Below are 16,418 nucleotides of genomic sequence, written 5' to 3'. Positions count from 1 at the left end.
GAAGAAATGCCGTCGCTACTTCACCGAGCCGGCCGTCATGCCCATGATCAGATAGCGCTCGAGCGCGATGCCGATGATGGCCAGCGGCGCGATCGCGGCCGTGGCAAGCGCTGCCATCGACCACCAGTTGATGCCTTGCGAGCCGGTCTGGCTCGCCACCATGACAGGGATGGTCTTGGCATCGGTCGACGTCAGAAGGGCGGCGAAGAAATACTCGTTCCAGCACAGCACCATCGCCAGGATGAAAGCGGCGACCATGCCGGGCAGCGCGATCGGCATGACGATGCGGAAGAAGGCGCCCCAGATCGACAGCCCGTCGACCAAAGCTGCTTCCTCCAATTCGACCGGAATAGAGTTGAACTGGTCGCGCATGATCCAAATCACGATCGGCAGCACCATCAGCGTGTAGAGGAGCACGAGCCCGATGCGCATGTCGAGGAGGGCCACTTCGCGGTAGAGCACCAGGAAAGGCAGCGCCAGCACGACCGGAGGCAGGATCAGCTGCGACAGGAAGAAGAAGGAGATGTCCTCGTTCTTGAACCAGGCGAACTTGTAGCGGTAGCGGACAAGGCCATAGGCGGCGAGGCTGCCGATGATGATGGCGAGGCCCGATGCCCCGACAGAGGTGATGACGGAGTTCATGAAGCGCTTGAAGAATTCGTCGCGTACGGTCGAGGTCTGGAAGATCGAGTCCGGCGACAGGCCGAGCGAGCGCCAGCCCTTCCAGTCCGGCTGGAAATCGACGAAGGGAACGAGATGGCCCTGCGTGACGTCGACCGCCGATTTGAACGAGGTAGTGATCGTCCAGTAGATCGGGAACAGGCAGACGAAAGCCCAGAAGACAAGCGCGCCATAGATGAAGACGCGGCTGGCGACAAAGGCCGCCGGCGAGCGGATTTCGGAAACGGTGTAGTCGGTGGTCTGGACGCTCATGATGGCCGCTCAGTTGACGTTGCGCACGAAGCGACTGGCGAATTTCAACAGCCAGGTCACGAAAACGACGATGATGATCAGATAGGCCATGGCGAGCATGGTGCCGTAGCCGACATTCGAGCGGTCGCGATATTCGCGATAGATGAAGCTCGACACGGAATCGGTGGCGCCGCCGGGGCCGCCGGAGGTCAGGGTGATGATGATGTCGGCAAGCTTCAGCTTGAAGATGATGCGCAGGATAACGGCCGTCACCGACACCGGCAGCATCAGCGGAAAGGTGACTTGCCAGAATGTCTGCCACGCGGTCGCGCCGTCGACGCGGGCGGCTTCCAGCACCTCGCGCGACATCGCCTGCAGGCCGGCAAGCAGCATAATCATCATGAAGGGGATGAAGGTCCAGGCGTCGAGCATCATGATCGAGATGCGGGCGGTGATCGGATCGGAGAAGAAGGCCGGATTGTCCCAGCCGAGATGACGCGCCAGCGTCGCCGCCGGTCCGAACCGGTACTCCATCAACGACTTGCCGACCATCCAGGACACGGCGACCGGCGACAGCATCAGCGGCAACAGGAAGACGACACGGAAGAATTTGCGGGCCCGGATCTGCGCGTTGAGCAGCAGCGCCAGGCCGAAGGCGATGACATATTCGACCAGCACCGCAAGCACGTAGAGCACCATGTTGAACAGCGCGTTGCGGTAATAGGGATCGGCCAGCATCTGCCAGAAATTGTCGAGGCCGTTGAACCTGCGCCCGGTAAACGAGCTGAGGTTCCAGTCGGTCAGCGCGATGTAGAAGCCGAACAGCGTCGGGAAGATCACCATGGCGATGGTGAAGAGCAGCGCCGGCAGAAGGAACAGCGCGCGCTGGCCGTCCTCGCCACGCGTCAGCACCTGCCAGGCGCCGAGCGCTGCTCCCCACAAGATGTAGGCGTAGATCACCGGGCGCCAGGTGTCGAAACCGACCGTGGACATTTCGGTCTTGTAGAGAACCTGCACGACGATGATCGCCAGCAGGCCAAGGGTCGCGAGGGCCAGCAGACCCCAGCCGAGGCGCTTGCGGCCTGCCGGGATCAGGTCGGCCGGATTTGCCGCCCACGCATTCGCGGTCGAAGTCTGCTCAGCCACGCCTCTCGCCTCTTTGACTGACGACCGGCCGCAGCCGGTCAAAGATGCGGCCCGGCGACTGGTGCCGCCGGGCCGCGACTTCCGTGAGACAGCTTACATGCCGAGCGAAGCTTTGTAGAGCTTCACCTGCTTGTCACGTCCGATCTGGTCGGTCAGCTTCTCCCATGCGGCAGCGATGGCGTCGGCGCCTTCCTGCGCCTTCATCTTGCCGGCAAAAGTGTTGGCGAGGATGTCCTCGGCGGCGGAGTAGTACTGGAAGATGCCGGGGATGCGCGGCTCGATCGCAGCGTTCGGATGATTGTAGGAATCACCTTCCGACTTGAGATAGGAGGTGATGAAGGCCTCGTCATAGCCGGCCGCCACCCATTCGGGAATGTTGAAATGGGAGTTGCGGTAGGGCTGGAAGCCCGACGGATACATTGCTGTCCAGATCGACAGGTCCTTGCCGCCGAGATGGGCCGCGGCGGACCATGCGGCCTTCTTCTTCTTTTCGTCCTTGTCGACGCGGGCCATGACATAGACGCCCCAGCCAAGATAGGCGCAATTCGGCGAATAGTTCGGGCCGCTGGCGAGCTTTTCCCACTTGCCGGTCTTGGAATTGTAGACGTCGTCGGAGCCCGGCAGGATCGAGAAGCCGGTGACGTCGCCGATGACCGATGAGTCGTTGGTCTTCACGTTCGAGCCGACGTCGCCCCACCACGGGATCATCGAACCGGTGCCGGCCAGGAACTGCTGGAAGGCAGTCGTGTTCGGATCGGCGTTGATCTGGTCGGCAGGCTCTGAGGGCAGGGCGTCGATCACGTCCTGGATGGCGCGCACCCAGGCTGGATTGTTGACGCGCGGCTTCATCGTGTCGGCGTCGAACAGCCAGGCCTTGTCATCGGGATGCTTGGCATAGGCGGTGGCGCGGCTGCCGAGGAAGTAGAAGCCGAAACCGCCCCAGGGCTTGGGCGCATCGAGATAGCCATAGACGTCTTGGCCCTTGAATTTCTTGCCCTTCAGGAACTTGGTAACGGCCTGCACTTCCTGCCAGGTCTTCGGCACGCCCCATTCGGTCGTGGCGCCGCTTTCCTTCCAGGCCTTGGCGAGGTCGGCATCGGCGAACACGTCGGTGCGGTAGTTGAAGTTGTGCGTGTCACCGTCGATGGTCACGCGATACTGCTTGCCGTCCCAGGTGCCGACCGGCGGCTTCAGGTAGTTGACGAGATCGTCGAAATCAATCTGTTTCTTGACCCAGTCGGGCATCTCCGAGGTGAGGCCCTTGCCGCAGACGTCACCTTCGAAGGGCGCGCCCATTTCGATGATGTCGAAGTCGACGGTGCCGGTGGCGATCGACTGCTGCAGGCGGGCGTTGTAGTCGGCCTGGGCGAGGTCGATCCAGCTGATCTTGGCGCCGGTATAGGCTTCCCATGGCTTCAGGAAGCCGCGGAACAGCACGTTGTGCAGGTTCTGGTTGTTGAGGCCCATGAAGGTGAGCTCGACACCGGCGAACTCGCCTTCCTTGACATTGGCCTTGGTCGCTTCGAGGCAGAGCTCGCCGACCTTCTGGAAATCCGCATCGGTCGGCTGGCCCTTGCCGACGCCCGGGATCTGCAGGATCTTCGCACGCAGGCTGTCATCGGCGGCGGCCGGCCTCGTCAGCGCGCCGAGCCCGGCGCCGGACGCGGCGGCGATCGCGGCCATCGAGGCGGCACCTTTCAGCAGATCGCGGCGGCTGGCGCCGGCGCGCATCAGTTTTTCATACAGGTCGACTCTCATCTACAGGTTCCTCCCAGAACAACAGCCATTGAATTGAAGTGCCAATCTCTCGGACGTCGAAACGTCTGACGGTTCTCCTCGATCATACGGGGACGTGGGACCCCACCCTGCGTCGCCGGAGATCCGATCTCAGGGTAACAGATCTGCTCTCGGATTGGCACTCGCCACTATTCGCGTAATCGATTACCTTGTCAACAAGATTGGGTTTTTATCTATAAGATACCGACTTGCCGTCGCCGTTGGCAATGGCTAGCTTCACCGCAAACGATAAAGGGGAGACGATGGCTCAAGTAGCGATCAGCAGTGTGGCCAAGGCGTTCGGAACCGTCAAGGTCCTGCATGAGGTCAGTGTCGACATCGCCGACGGCCAGTTCGTCGTGCTGGTTGGCCCGTCGGGCTGCGGCAAGTCCACGCTCTTGAGGATGGTGGCCGGGCTGGAGACGGTTTCCGGCGGCACGATCTCGATCGGCGATCGCGTCGTCAACAACCTGCCGCCGGCCAAGCGCGACATCGCCATGGTGTTCCAGAATTACGCGCTCTATCCGCACAAGACGGTGGAGCAGAACATGGCCTTCGCGCTGAAGCTGCGCGGCACCGATCCGGCCGTCGTCGCCGAGCGGGTCAAGCGCGCCGCCGACATCCTCGACCTGGCGCCCTATCTCAGGCGCTATCCGCGCCAGCTTTCCGGCGGCCAGCGCCAGCGCGTCGCCATGGGCCGCGCCATCGTGCGCAATCCGCAGGTGTTCCTGTTCGACGAGCCGCTTTCCAATCTCGACGCCAAGCTGCGCGTGCAGATGCGCACCGAGATCAAGGAACTGCACCAGCGGCTGAAGACGACCACCATCTACGTCACCCACGATCAGATCGAGGCCATGACCATGGCCGATAAGATCGTCGTGATGCGCGACGGCCGCATCGAGCAGGTCGGCGCGCCGCTGGAACTGTTCGACCGGCCGGCGAACCTTTTCGTCGCCGGCTTCATCGGCTCGCCTTCGATGAACCTGCTTAAGGGCACCGTGAAGAAGGCTGAGAAGGCGGTCGTCGAGATCGCCGGCACGGCGTTCCCGATGCCGCCGGGAGTTGCTGCCGAGGATGGCCAGGCCGTCGTCTACGGCGTGCGGCCGGAGCATCTGGAGATCCATCCGGACGGCGTCGAGTCCAAGATCTCGGTGGTCGAGCCGACAGGCTCCGAGACCCTGGCCTTCGTGCGCTTCGGCGAGGGCGAGATGGTGGCGCTGTTTCGCGAGCGCCACGACTTCAAACCGGGCGACACGCTGAAGCTCAAGCCGCGCCTCGACCAGGTCCACCTCTTCGACGCCGGCACCGGCAAGCGTCTCTGACCGCATCAACCCTTCAAGAGGAAACCATGCTCAAAGGGATCAATCCGCTGCTCAATGCCGATGTGCTCCAGGCGCTGCGGGCGATGGGCCATGGCGACGACCTGATCATCGCCGACACCAATTTCCCGTCCGATTCGGTGGCGCGGCAAACCGTGCTCGGCAAGCTGTTGCGCATCGACGCGACGGCGGCCGAAGTGGTGAAGGCGGTGCTGTCGGTCTTGCCGCTGGATACTTTCGTCAACGATGCGGCGGCGCGCATGGAGATCGTCGGCAAGCCGAACGAGATTCCGCCGGTGCAGAAGGAGGTCCAGAAGGAGATCGACGCGGCCGAGGGCAAGCCTTGGCCGATGATCTCGATCGAGCGCTACGCCTTCTACGAGCGCTCCAGGAAAGCTTATTGCGTGATCCAGACCGGCGAGCGGCGCTTCTATGGCTGCTTTGCCTTCCGCAAGGGCGTCGTGCCGCCGGATGCGGAGTAAGGACATGGCTATCGGCAAGCCCGTCGTCACGAAGCCTGTTGTAATTTTGGGTGTGTTCGTTGCCGACACCGCCTATCGCGCCGACCGCCAGCCGCGCCTGGGCGAGACGATCCTCGGCAATTCCTTCAAGCTCGGCCCGGGCGGCAAGGGCTCGAACCAGGCCGTGGCCGCCGGCAAGCTTGGCGCCGACATCACTTTCCTGACCAGGCTCGGCGTCGATGCCTTCGCCGACATGGCCAAGCAGACCTGGAAAGACGCAGGCGTGAAAAGCGCCGTCATCGACACGCCGGACAGCTATACGGGTGCCGCCTACATCTTCGTCGAGGAAGGCAGCGGCAACAATGCCATCATCGTCAGCCCGGGCGCGGCAATGCTGATTTCCCCGGCCGACATCGAAGCGCATGCCGAGCTCATTCGTTCCGCCGGCGTTTTCGTCACCCAGCTTGAGCAGCCGATCGACGCGGCATTGAAGGCGCTCGAGATCGCGCGCGGGGCAGGGGTGACGACCATCCTCAATCCCGCGCCGGCCGCCAGCCTGCCCGACCGCATCTACACCCTCTGCGACTATGTCACGCCCAACGAGACTGAAGCCGAAGGACTGACCGGCATCAAGGTTTCGTCGATCGACGACGCCCGCCGCGCCGCCGATGCGCTGCTGGTCAAAGGCGTCGGTGCCGTCATCGTGACGCTGGGAGAAAAGGGCGCCTTGCTCCACACCAAGGAGCGATCCGAACATGTCGGCGCGGTCAATGCGGGCCCAGTGGTCGAGACCACGGGGGCGGGTGACGCGTTCAACGGCGGCCTGGCCGCAGCTCTGGCAAAAGGCGCCGAGCCTCTGGAGGCCATCCGCTTTGCCTGCGCGGTCGCCGGCATTTCTGTGACCCGCCCAGGCACCGCGCCATCGATGCCGACATTGCGGGAGGTCGAGGCGCTGCTCGCCAAGGCCTGACGCCTCCCGTCCACCTGTCTTTCTCGGCTTTGTTAGCGGCTCCTTAATCCGGAACGCAACGGAGGCGAGCGCGTTCATCGTCCTGGTCGGCAACGCCGATTGGAACGGCTGGATGAAAAAGCCTTACGAAAAGCCCACGCTTACGAAGCGGCAGAAGCTCACCGAACGGACGGCCCAGATCATCGCTTCCGGCGTCGTCCTGGGCGAATGATTTCCTGAATCGGGCTCGGATAGCGCTACAGAATCCTGCTGGTCAGCTCCAGCATCGTCGTTGCGCCCTGCTCGCTGCCGGGCATATGCACCACGCGCAGAACCCGAAGGTCCCTGCTCGATCCTTCGACCGGCATTGAAACGCTTTCACCGACCCGTGGCAATTCCTGGAAGGCGAGCTCGTCGACGTCCCTGGCGTCATCGATCGAAATGCGGCATCTCACAGCCATCTTGATCTCCCGTCATTTTCGCCCGTGGGCTGAACGAGGCAAGATTGGAATGGTTCCCGGGTAAAGGCCCTCGGTTGTCAAACCCGCTGCGACATTCGCGCGGCGTCGGTCGCTTCAACGCCTTGAATTGACTTCGCAATTGGCCAGAGGTCGTTAGCTGGCCAACTCGGCGATGTGGGCAATCGGCTTGTCCTCTTCCATGCGGCAGGCGCAGGCCGGCAGGCGGTGTAGAAGCAGACCGCGATCCGCGGTGGTCAAGGCGATACGGCCGGAACACCCGTCAAAGCGCGCCGCACAAGCCGGATTTTCTGATTGACCCCGGAAAGGGAAATGGCGCGAGTGACGGGGCTCGAACCCGCGACCTCCGGCGTGACAGGCCGGCACTCTAACCGACTGAGCTACACCCGCGCACTGACGAGCACGTGTCAGCCGTGTTCGTCGTTGGGGCGGTGGATAAGGGGTTCGTTTGCGGGTGTCAAGCGCAGCATCGAAGCATAACAGCAATCAGCAGAAGGTTTTTTGACAGCGGCGTCCTGGCTGGGGAAAACCGCACCGCGACGGGTGCGCCGTCCGTTCATTTGGCCTTGCGGATGCGGCCCTAACTGCTTAAAGGTCCGCGCTCAAGCGGGCGATTAGCTCAGTTGGTAGAGCGCTTCGTTTACACCGAAGATGTCGGCGGTTCGAGCCCGTCATCGCCCACCAGCCTGTCGAACAAGCTGAAACGGAATGTGGCGGCGGCCCTTGCCAGGGCCACCACCTTATCGAGCGGCGGGCTGCTACTGCCTGACGTAGCACCTTTTTTCCGCGCCCGGAGCAGGATCACCGCCAAAGGAGTCGTTGCTGCAGTCGACGCCGTTCCTGAAGACATCCTGCGTGTACCGGCCGCGTGCGCCGTATCTGACCACCGCACGACCTTCGAAATCGCAGAAATCGCCCTCACCGGCGCAGGCAACCCAATCGCCGCGGTCCGGCCGTGAGCCGTAATCGCCCCCGTAATTGTTGTCATCGCCGTAGTTGTTGTCACCGCCATAGCCGCCGCGGCCGCGCGCCACGTAATAGCAAGCTTTCTCGCGGCCGGGTGCAGGATCACCGAAAAGGCGATTTGAGCAAGGCACGGCCCGGCGGTCGAAAAACCGGGACGTCGTTCGACCCCGGGCGCCGTAGATCACTTGCGTGGGATAGGGCAGGCGGCATATGCCGCCTTCATTGGCGCATCGCCGCAGCTGCTGCGCCGAGGCGGTGCTTGGGAAAAGGGCCGTGGCGGTCGCGGCCAGGCCGACCAGGCAAATGACCGCCAGTGCCATCCGGATCAGGAAAGTAGGGGTTTTCGACACGATTCGTCTCCCGTTTTGATTGCATCGGACACCCTACAGCGAAGCTGTTGAACGTGCGATGAACGCTTTGGTCGCCGGTCGTATGCCAGATTATCGCTCGCTGCGTCCGGTTGTCGAGGAGTCAAGGAAGCGATGCCGACCAACGGTTCGGCCGGCTGTGATTTCAGTATTTTATGATCCGCCGCTCAACGAGGACCACGATGCAGAACAGCGCGATCGACAGCGACGACGACAGCACGATCGCGGCGTAGAGGCGGTCGGACTGGTAGTTGAAGGTCGCCTGGATGATCAGCGCGCCGAGCCCTTTGTCCGAACCGATCCATTCGCCGACGATGGCGCCGATGACGGCGGTGGCCGAGGCGATCCTGAGCGAGGAGAACAGCATCGGCAGCGCGCGCGGCAAGCGCAGACTCCAGAAAATCTCCGAGCGTGTCGCCGACAGCACCCTGAACAGTTCGTGCTCGTTGTCGCTGGCCGAATCGAGCCCACGGATCATGTTCACCAGCGTCGGGAAGAAGCAGATCACCGCGGCGATAACGATCTTCGGCGTCATGCCGAGACCGAAGATCAGGATGATGATCGGCGATAGCGCCAGGATCGGAATGGTGTTGAAGAAGAGCACGATCGGGAAATAGGCGGCCTGAAGGACGCGGCTGTGGACAAAGAGCACGGCCAGCAGCACGGCAGCCAGGTTGCCGATGACGAAGCCGGCCAGCGCCTCGATCAGCGTCGGCCGCAGATTGTCGATGAGGAGCGAAAAGTTCTTCTGGAAGACACCGAAGATCGCCGTCGGCGTCGGCACGATATAGGCCGGTACGCCAAGCAGGGGCAGCAAGTATTGCCAGGCGAGCAGGATTGAAGCCGCGCCCAGGACGGGAAGCGCAAGGGTCATTTGCGGAGAGAGCGGCGCCTGTCTCACGATGCGCGCTCCAGCGCCGTCCGCAAATCGGCCATGGCGGCGACGATCGCCGGATCCTCGCGCTTGCAGCGATTGCTTTCCTGCTTGAAGGGCCGCATGTCGAGGTCCCTGACGACACGCCCCGGATTGGCGGCCAGCACGATCACGCGTTCGCCGAGATAGGCGGCCTCGGCGATCGAATGGGTGACGAAAAGGATCGTCGTGCCGGTGCGCCGCCAGAGCGCGAGAAGCTCGTCGTTCAACCGGTCGCGCGTGATCTCGTCCAGCGCGCCGAAGGGTTCGTCCATCAGCAGCAGTTTCGGTTCGCCGAGTAGGGCGCGCGCGATCGCGACGCGCTGGCGCTGGCCGCCGGAGAGCTGGTGCGGCAGGCGCTCGCTGAAGCCGCCGAGGCCCATGAGCTCCAGCAGCTCCGTGCTGCGGTCCTCGATCCTGCGGGTCAGGCTGCCCTGGCCGACGCCGAGCGGCAGGCGCACATTGTCGCACACCGTGCGCCAGGGGAGCAGGGTGGAATCCTGGAAGACGAAGCCGACGTCGCGGCGCGAGCGCACCGCATGCGGCGTTTCGCCGAGCACGCTGATTGAGCCGCCGAGCGGATCGAGCAGGTCGGCCACCACCCTGAGCAAGGTCGACTTGCCGCAGCCGGACGGCCCCAGGATCTACAGGAAGGAACCGGCCGCGACGGTCAGGTCGAGGCCGGAGAGCACTTTGACGGCCGTCTGCCGGCCGCCATAGCCGACATCTAGCTGCCGCGCTTCGATAGCCTCCACCATCACGCCGCGGGCGCGTCGAGCTTGGGCCGGTCGGCGGCCGACAGTTCCAGGATCTTGGTTGTGTAGACATCCTTGGCTGCCGGACGGCCGTTCGGATATTGGCCGACCTTGTCGAGCAGCGCCAATTGCTCCTCGATCGAGGCGGGGTCGAACGTGCCCCAGCCATCCTTGGCGGTCGCGCCGTCGAAGGAGAGTTTCAGCACCAGATTGACGGTCTTTTCCTCCCAGCCGAGATCCATTTCCGGATAGGCGGCGACCATCTTCTTCACCGCTTCCTGCGGGTTGGCATGCACCCAGCCCCATCCCTTGCCGACGGCGCCGATGAACTTGGCCAGGGTCTCCGGATCCTTTTCGATCGCAGTGTCGGTGGCGAAATAGACGTCGGCGTAGGAGCTCAATCCAAGGTCGCGAGTCAGAAGGTCGATGCGGTCATCGCCGACGACGCTCAGTGCCTGCGTGTTGGTGATCCAGCCGCCGATCGCATCGACGTCGCCGCGCACCAGCGGCGCCTTGTCGAAGCCGACATTGACGATGGTCACCTCGGAAGGATCGATGCCGTTCTTGGCCAGGATCTCGTCGATGACGAAGCGCGCCGTCGGCTGGATGCCGATCTTCTTGCCCTTGAGATCTGCGACGCCGCGGATCGGCTTGGCCGACTTCGAGGTCAGCGCGTAGGGACCGGTGCGGAAGCCGCAGGCGATGATCTTGATCGGCACGCCGCTAGCGCGCGCCGAATAGAGCTGTGGCGTCTCCGAGAACTGGCCAAGCTGCGCGGCGCCCGAAATGACCGGCGGGACGGTCGAAGCGTTGGGGCCGCCGGGGCTGAATTCGACCTCCAGCCCGGCATCCTTGAAATAGCCGTTGGCGACGGCCGCGATGTCGCCGATCTGGCCGTTGGACATCAGCCAGTCATACTGGATGACGACCTTGCCGGCGGCCTTTGCGCCCGGCGTCAGCACCAGCTGCATACCGGCCGACACGGCCGCCACAGCCGCGACGCCGCCTTTCACGAAAGCGCGACGGTTCAATTCGAAGTCCCTGTTCCCATTCATTTTTCGCTCCTGTTGCAGACTTTCTCGTCTCTTCTTCAGGCGCCGCTCCCTTCAGCGCGGCGTCATCTACGGCTGTTCGTCGTGGTAGTCGCCGGGGCCGCCGTCGAGCCAGGCGTAAAGCTCCCAGAGTGTGTCGTCCGGGTCGGTGAAATAGGCGCAGCGCGCATTCCAGGCGTAGTTTTCGGGCGGGCCGTAGAAAGGCACGCCCTTGCCGCTGAGTTCGGCATGCATGCGGTCGATGTCTGCCGGCGTATCGAGCTGCACGGCGACGCAGACCTTGTGCGCCTGACGCTGCGATTTCAGCTTCGACACGCCGGTATGGCGGTTGATGTGGTCGAGTTCCCAGGCGGCGAGCGTGACGCCCTCGCCATGGAAATCAGCAAAGCCTTCGGCGCGGCGGCGCAGGCGGAAGCCGAGCTTGTCGACATAGAATTCGACGGTGCGCTCGATGTTTTCCACCAGCAGGCAGACGTCGGAAATGCGGGTGATGCTCGCCGGCATGGCTATTTCGCTCCGTCGGTTTTCGGCAGCGGCAGCCTGACGCCGACGCGATTGGCGGCGCCGACGATGTGAGCCCGCATTGCCGCTTCCGCCGCGGCCGGATCGCCCGCCACCAGCGCCTCGTAGATGCGCACGTGCTCGCCGACATTGATCTCGACGAGGTCGTGCAGCGGGTTGGTCATACGGGCGTAGTGGATGGAGTGACGGATCTGCTCGCAGACGAACGAGATGAAAGTGTGGATGTAGCTGTTGCCGGTGGCGCGCGCGATCTCGCGGTGGAAGAGCAGGTCGGCGTCGATGCTGCCTTCTTCCCAGCGCTCTTCGCCGCCCATGCGGTCGAGCGCTGCCTTGATCGAATCGAGATGCTCCTTAGTGCGCCGCGCCGCGGCGAGTGCCGCCGACTCGGCCTCAAGGATGCAGCGCAACTCGAACAGCCGCTCCATGTTGTGCGTGTCCTTGAGCGCCTCGCGGTCGATGCGGATCGCGGCCCGCTGCTCGGGCGCCAGCACGAAGGCGCCGATGCCTTGCCGCGCCTCGATCATGCCGTCAGCCCTGAGCTGAGCGATCGCCTCACGCACCACATTGCGGCTGACGCCGAACTTTTCCGACAGCTCCTGCTCGGTCGGCAGCCGCGCGCCGGGGTTCAATTCGCCGGATTCAATCTCGCGGCTAAGGAAGGCCGCGACACGGTGTGGCAAGGTCTCGACGGTGCCGATGGCGGCCAGTCTCTGCTTCATGAAAGAATCTCCGTCGCGGGCAACAGACAACCGGGATTCATCAGTCCCTTGGGGTCGAGCGCAGTCTTCAGCGCCGCGACCATGTGGCGATGCGTCGGCGAGAGCCCGGTCCAGAATTCCTCGCGCCGGCTGCGGCCGATACCGTGTTCCGCGCTGATCGAACCGCCGAGGCCGACGGCGATTTCATAGAGACCGGCGATGACTTCAGCGCCCCGCGCGCGGGCATGGTGCTCGGCAAGTTCAAGCGGCGGCAGCACGTTGAAATGGATGTTGCCGTCGCCGGCGTGGCCATAGACCAGCGGAATCCAGCTGGGATGGCTATTCGCGATGAAGTGCCGGGCTTGGCTGATCAGGGCAGGGATGTCGGAGATGCGCACCGACAGATCGGTCCGAACATGATAGCCGCGCCTGGCCTGGCCTTCGACCAGCCCTTCGCGGATCGCCCAGAAGCTCCTGGCCTGCACGCTGCTCGTGGCGAGAACCGCGTCGGTCACCAGGCCTTTTTCCATGGCATCGGCCAGGAAACTGGCCAAGAGAGTATTGAGATCGATACCCGGCCCGGAGGACAATTCCATCAGCACCTGCACGGGCGCCGAGACCGGCGCAGCTATGCCTGGGTCGATCAGCCGGGCGAGCTCGATACATTCCGAACCGATGATCTCGAAAGCGGAGATCAGGTCCGAACAGTCGCGGCGCGCCCGATTGAATAACTGGATGGCAGCTTCGAAAGAAGCGAGACCGAGATAGGCTGTCTCTGTTTGAACCGGCTTCGGAAAGAGCTTCACCTCGACACCCGTGATGATGCCCAGTGTGCCTTCCGAGCCGATGAAAAGCTGCTTCAGGTCGTAGCCGCTGTTGTTCTTGCGCAGCCCGGCAAAACCGTTCCACAGCTCGCCATTCGCAAGTACGACCTCCAACCCGAGGATGAGGTCGCGCGCCATGCCATAGCGCAGCACGTTGACGCCGCCGGCATTGCTCGCCGCATTGCCGCCGATCTGGCAGCTGCCCTGCGCGCCGAGCGCCAACGGGAACAAGCAATCCTGCGCCTCGCACGCGTCCTTGATCGTCTGCAGCACGCAGCCGGCATCGGCACGCAGGGTGAAATTTTCCGTATCGATCTGCCGGATCGCGTTCAGCCGCTCAAGGCTGACGACAACCAGACCACGGCCTTTGCTGTCGATCGCGCCCGACACCAGCCCGGTGTTGCCACCCTGCGGGATCACGCCGAGCCCAAGCTCGCTGCACAGACGCATCACGGCCTGGACTTCGCCGACCGAGCCTGGCCGCAGCACGGCAAGAGCCTCGCCTCTGTAATCGCCTGCCCAATCGCCCAGATATTTCGCCATACCGGCGGCATCGGCGGTGAATCCGCCTGGGCCGACTGCGCCTTCGATGGCGCTAAGGATTTCCGGCGAGAGATGGTGAACGGTCATGAAAATTCATGTCTGGATATCGGGTGATACATATCATCCTACAACTTAATTCGAGTCAACAGGCGGACTCTGTCATCGGACTAGGCCCTGCCTATGCATCGTCCTGGCTGATTGCCGGCCGCCGAAACCACCGCGATGGTGGGCGCTACGGGGAGCCGCGGCTCGTCCCCGGCCAGATCGATCCGGTGAGGAGAAAAGATGATTGAACTGCCCTTTGCCCGCGAAGAGTACCGGCAGCGGCTCGGAAAAATCCGTGCCGAGATGGCCAGGCGCGGCATCGAACTCCTGATCGTCAACGACGTCGCCAACCAGCATTACATCACCGGTTATGACGGCTGGTCTTTCTACACGCCGCAGGTGGTGCTGGTTCCGATCGAGGATGCCGAGCCAGTCTGGATAGGCCGCGCCATGGACGCGGCCGGCGGCTTGCTGACGGCCTGGATGAAGCCGGCAAACGTGGTCGGCTTCCCGGAGGACCATGTTCAGCGCGCCGACCGTCATCCCATGGACTGGATCGCGGCCTGGATCGTCGCCAAGGGCTGGGGCAGCCGCCACACCGGCATCGAGCTCGAAGCCTATTATTTCTCACCGAAGGCGCATGCGCGGCTCGTCGCCGGATTGCCCAATGCGAAATGGCATGACGCCGACCTGCTTGTGAACTGGATCCGCGCGGTGAAATCGGCGCCGGAAATCGCCTATCTGCGCAACGCATCGAGGCTGGCCGAAGCAGCGGTCGCGCGGGCGTTCGAAGTCATTGCGCCGGGTGTGCGCGAGTGCGACGCGATCGCCGCCATCCAGGCGGCGCAGATCGCCGGCAGCCCTAATTTCGCCGGCGACATCACCGCGCTGCCGCCGACGATCCTGGGTGGCGAAAATGCTTCCGCGCCGCACATCATGTGGAGCGACAGGCGGTTCGGAAAGGACGAAACGATCGCCTTGGAGCTTGCCGGCGTTTGCCGCCGCTATGCCGCCGGGCTGGCCAGGACGATGCAGCTCGGCAAGACGCCGACCCGCGTCGCGGACACGGCAAAGGCTGTGATCGAGGGCATGGATGCGGTGCTCGATACCGTACGGCCGGGCACGACCGCGGAAGCGGTCGAAGCTGCCTGGCGCAAGGTCATCGCGCGTTACGGGCTGAAGAAGGAATCGCGCATCGGCTACTCCATCGGCGTCGCCTATCCGCCCGATTGGGGCGAGCATACGATCAGCCTCAGACCCGGCGACAAGACGGTGCTTCAACCCGGCAATGTCGTTCATTCGATCCTGGGCATGTGGATGGACGGCTGGGGCATCGAGATCAGCGAGACCATTCTGGTGACCGACACCGGCAACGAGACGCTGACGAAGTTCCCGCGGGATATCCATGTCAAATCCTGACCGGCCTGCGGGCGATACCGTGCCCGAGATCGACGCCGGGATTCTCGATCGGATGATCGAGATCCGCCGCCATCTGCACCGCCACCCGGAGCTTTCGAACCGCGAGGTGGGCACGCAGCGCTATTTGCGCGAGATGCTCGCGAGCGAAGGCATCGCCGAGATTCGGGACATTGCCGGTTACGGGCTCGCCGTCGATATCGTCGGCACCGGCCGGCCCTCCAATCGCAAGCTCGCCATTCGCGCCGACATCGACGCTTTGCCGATCGAAGAGGAATCCGGCGTCGATTATGCGTCGGAAAATCCGGGCGTGATGCATGCCTGCGGCCATGACGCCCATGCCGCGATGGGCTTTGCGGTGGCCGCGCACCTGCATCGGTCGCGCGAAAATTTCGGCGGAACCGTCCGCCTTGTCTTCCAACCAGCCGAGGAAGATGAGCCGTCAGGCGGCAAACGGGTGGTGGAGGAGGGGCTTCTCGACGATGTCGACGCCGCGATCTGCGTCCATGTCGATCCGTACACGCCGTCGGGTAAGGTCGCTGTCGGCTCCGGCCCCTACACTTTGGCATGTGACACGTTCGATGTGCTGGTCACCGGCTCGGCGGCGCATGCGGCAAAACCCTATGAAGGCATCGACGCGCTGACCGTGGCCTGCTCCATGGTGAGCGAGCTGCAGAAGATCGTTTCGCGCGAGACCGATCCTTACGATCCGCTGGTCATTTCGGTGACCGCCATCAATGGCGGCAATGCCTACAACGTGACCGCCGGCAAGGTCGCGTTCAAGGGCACCATCCGCAGCGGCAGCGACGCCACCCGCGAGCGTGCCTGGCGCCGGCTTCGCGAGGTGCTGGAGGGAGTGGCTTCCAGCCACGGCGCCAGCGTGCGGGTCGACCTGCATCGAGGCGAACCTGGCGTCGTCAACGATGTCGAGATGGCAGCCCTGATCATGGCCGGCGCCAAGGCCAGCATCGGCGCGGAGAATGCGCTCAGCATGCCCGGATGGAGCATTGCCGACGACTTCGGCTATTACAGCGAGAAGCGTCCGTCGGTCTATTTCCGGCTCGGCATCCGCAACGAGGAGGTCGGGTCGGTCTATCCGCTTCACCATGCCAGGTTTCGCGTCGACGAGGCCGCGTTGAAGAGCGGCGTTCTTACGCTGGTCTCGGCAGCAACGATGTACCTGGCCGGGCAGGAGAATCCCGACGCTTAGTGCATTTCACCGTTTCACGGAAACGGCGAAATGCCCTATCTCTTTGTTTTTACGCAATTCCGGG

The 16,418-nt window shown here is 63.5% G+C and carries 15 protein-coding genes, 2 tRNA genes and 1 pseudogene; 6 read left to right on the top strand and 12 right to left on the bottom strand.

What is annotated here, in order from left to right; genetic code table 11:
- Positions 1–15 precede the first annotated feature (15 nt).
- The 3 genes from RFM52_RS19160 to RFM52_RS19150 form a co-directional block, all read right to left on the bottom strand.
- Positions 16–933: a carbohydrate ABC transporter permease gene (locus RFM52_RS19160; RefSeq protein ID WP_320295904.1), complete on the bottom strand. Its 918-nt coding sequence runs from the start codon at positions 931–933 to the stop codon at positions 16–18.
- A 9-nt stretch (positions 934–942) separates the two neighbouring features.
- Positions 943–2,058, bottom strand: coding sequence for a carbohydrate ABC transporter permease (locus RFM52_RS19155; RefSeq protein WP_320295903.1), 1,116 nt, complete (start codon positions 2,056–2,058; stop codon positions 943–945).
- A 93-nt stretch (positions 2,059–2,151) separates the two neighbouring features.
- On the bottom strand, positions 2,152–3,816 hold the full coding sequence (locus RFM52_RS19150; protein ID WP_320295902.1) for an ABC transporter substrate-binding protein: 1,665 nt from the start codon (positions 3,814–3,816) through the stop codon (positions 2,152–2,154).
- 281 nt (positions 3,817–4,097) lie between these two features.
- On the opposite strand from RFM52_RS19150, the gene RFM52_RS19145 reads away from it, so the two are divergent.
- Genes RFM52_RS19145 through rbsK form a run of 3 tightly spaced genes read left to right on the top strand, consistent with a single transcriptional unit; the run spans position 4,098 to position 6,584 of the window.
- Complete coding sequence (locus RFM52_RS19145) at positions 4,098–5,156, top strand: ABC transporter ATP-binding protein (RefSeq protein WP_320295901.1); 1,059 nt, start codon at positions 4,098–4,100, stop codon at positions 5,154–5,156.
- Positions 5,157–5,182: 26 nt separating this feature from the next.
- A complete protein-coding gene (locus RFM52_RS19140; RefSeq protein ID WP_320295900.1) occupies positions 5,183–5,635 on the top strand; it encodes an RbsD/FucU family protein in 453 nt (150 codons plus the stop codon).
- Between the two features lie 4 nt (positions 5,636–5,639).
- Entirely contained in the window at positions 5,640–6,584 is a 945-nt protein-coding gene (gene rbsK, locus RFM52_RS19135; RefSeq protein WP_320295899.1) for a ribokinase, read from the top strand.
- A gap of 236 nt (positions 6,585–6,820) precedes the next feature.
- Here rbsK and RFM52_RS19130 read toward each other — a convergent pair whose 3' ends face one another.
- Positions 6,821–7,024 carry a hypothetical protein gene (locus RFM52_RS19130; RefSeq protein WP_027166441.1) on the bottom strand — a complete coding sequence of 68 codons (204 nt, stop codon included), beginning with the start codon at positions 7,022–7,024 and terminating at the stop codon, positions 6,821–6,823.
- Between the two features lie 331 nt (positions 7,025–7,355).
- A tRNA-Asp gene (locus RFM52_RS19125) sits at positions 7,356–7,432 on the bottom strand.
- Positions 7,433–7,650: 218 nt separating this feature from the next.
- Between RFM52_RS19125 and RFM52_RS19120 the strand changes: the two genes are divergently transcribed.
- Positions 7,651–7,726 (top strand) — tRNA-Val (locus RFM52_RS19120).
- Between the two features lie 74 nt (positions 7,727–7,800).
- Here the strand turns inward: RFM52_RS19120 and RFM52_RS19115 are convergent.
- From RFM52_RS19115 to RFM52_RS19085, 7 genes and pseudogenes are all read right to left on the bottom strand, one after another.
- The gene (locus RFM52_RS19115; RefSeq protein ID WP_430699252.1) at positions 7,801–8,358 is read right to left on the bottom strand and encodes a hypothetical protein; all 558 of its coding nucleotides are present in this window, start codon (positions 8,356–8,358) and stop codon (positions 7,801–7,803) included.
- A 163-nt stretch (positions 8,359–8,521) separates the two neighbouring features.
- Positions 8,522–9,277 (bottom strand): ABC transporter permease, encoded by a 756-nt coding sequence (locus RFM52_RS19110; protein ID WP_320295898.1) that lies wholly within the window; start codon positions 9,275–9,277, stop codon positions 8,522–8,524.
- A pseudogene (locus RFM52_RS19105) lies at positions 9,274–10,047 on the bottom strand (ABC transporter ATP-binding protein). Before RFM52_RS19105 ends, RFM52_RS19110 begins: the two are co-directional and overlap by 4 nt.
- Positions 10,047–11,099 carry an ABC transporter substrate-binding protein gene (locus RFM52_RS19100; protein WP_320295897.1) on the bottom strand — a complete coding sequence of 351 codons (1,053 nt, stop codon included), beginning with the start codon at positions 11,097–11,099 and terminating at the stop codon, positions 10,047–10,049. Before RFM52_RS19100 ends, RFM52_RS19105 begins: the two are co-directional and overlap by 1 nt.
- A 66-nt stretch (positions 11,100–11,165) precedes the next feature.
- Entirely contained in the window at positions 11,166–11,600 is a 435-nt protein-coding gene (locus RFM52_RS19095) for a VOC family protein (RefSeq protein WP_320295896.1), read from the bottom strand.
- Between the two features lie 2 nt (positions 11,601–11,602).
- Entirely contained in the window at positions 11,603–12,337 is a 735-nt protein-coding gene (locus RFM52_RS19090; RefSeq protein ID WP_320295895.1) for a FadR/GntR family transcriptional regulator, read from the bottom strand.
- Positions 12,334–13,770, bottom strand: a complete 1,437-nt coding sequence (locus tag RFM52_RS19085) for an FAD-binding oxidoreductase (RefSeq protein WP_320295894.1) — start codon at positions 13,768–13,770, stop codon at positions 12,334–12,336. The genes RFM52_RS19090 and RFM52_RS19085 overlap by 4 nt, the downstream gene beginning before the upstream one ends.
- Before the next feature lie 198 nt (positions 13,771–13,968).
- Between RFM52_RS19085 and RFM52_RS19080 the strand changes: the two genes are divergently transcribed.
- Positions 13,969–15,147, top strand: a complete 1,179-nt coding sequence (locus RFM52_RS19080; RefSeq protein ID WP_320295893.1) for a M24 family metallopeptidase — start codon at positions 13,969–13,971, stop codon at positions 15,145–15,147.
- Positions 15,134–16,354, top strand: a complete 1,221-nt coding sequence (locus tag RFM52_RS19075; protein WP_320295892.1) for a M20 metallopeptidase family protein — start codon at positions 15,134–15,136, stop codon at positions 16,352–16,354. The genes RFM52_RS19080 and RFM52_RS19075 overlap by 14 nt, the downstream gene beginning before the upstream one ends.
- Positions 16,355–16,418 lie beyond the last annotated feature (64 nt).

This window comes from Mesorhizobium humile, assembly GCF_033977215.1.
GTDB classification, from domain to species: Bacteria; Pseudomonadota; Alphaproteobacteria; order Rhizobiales; family Rhizobiaceae; genus Mesorhizobium; species Mesorhizobium humile.
This window is presented reverse-complemented; position numbering and strand designations above follow the sequence as displayed.

Bases quoted from the DNA above. Each gene is read 5' to 3' on its own strand.
- RFM52_RS19075 (WP_320295892.1), top strand. From the start codon at position 15,134: ATGTCAAATCCTGACCGGCCTGCGGGCGATACCGTGCCCGAGATCGAC.
- rbsK (WP_320295899.1), top strand. From the start codon at position 5,640: ATGGCTATCGGCAAGCCCGTCGTCACGAAGCCTGTTGTAATTTTGGGT.
- RFM52_RS19090 (WP_320295895.1), bottom strand. From the start codon at position 12,337: ATGAAGCAGAGACTGGCCGCCATCGGCACCGTCGAGACCTTGCCACAC.
- RFM52_RS19150 (WP_320295902.1), bottom strand. From the start codon at position 3,816: ATGAGAGTCGACCTGTATGAAAAACTGATGCGCGCCGGCGCCAGCCGC.
- RFM52_RS19130 (WP_027166441.1), bottom strand. From the start codon at position 7,024: ATGGCTGTGAGATGCCGCATTTCGATCGATGACGCCAGGGACGTCGAC.
- RFM52_RS19100 (WP_320295897.1), bottom strand. From the start codon at position 11,099: ATGAATGGGAACAGGGACTTCGAATTGAACCGTCGCGCTTTCGTGAAA.
- RFM52_RS19160 (WP_320295904.1), bottom strand. From the start codon at position 933: ATGAGCGTCCAGACCACCGACTACACCGTTTCCGAAATCCGCTCGCCG.
- RFM52_RS19085 (WP_320295894.1), bottom strand. From the start codon at position 13,770: ATGACCGTTCACCATCTCTCGCCGGAAATCCTTAGCGCCATCGAAGGC.
- RFM52_RS19095 (WP_320295896.1), bottom strand. From the start codon at position 11,600: ATGCCGGCGAGCATCACCCGCATTTCCGACGTCTGCCTGCTGGTGGAA.
- RFM52_RS19145 (WP_320295901.1), top strand. From the start codon at position 4,098: ATGGCTCAAGTAGCGATCAGCAGTGTGGCCAAGGCGTTCGGAACCGTC.
- RFM52_RS19080 (WP_320295893.1), top strand. From the start codon at position 13,969: ATGATTGAACTGCCCTTTGCCCGCGAAGAGTACCGGCAGCGGCTCGGA.
- RFM52_RS19140 (WP_320295900.1), top strand. From the start codon at position 5,183: ATGCTCAAAGGGATCAATCCGCTGCTCAATGCCGATGTGCTCCAGGCG.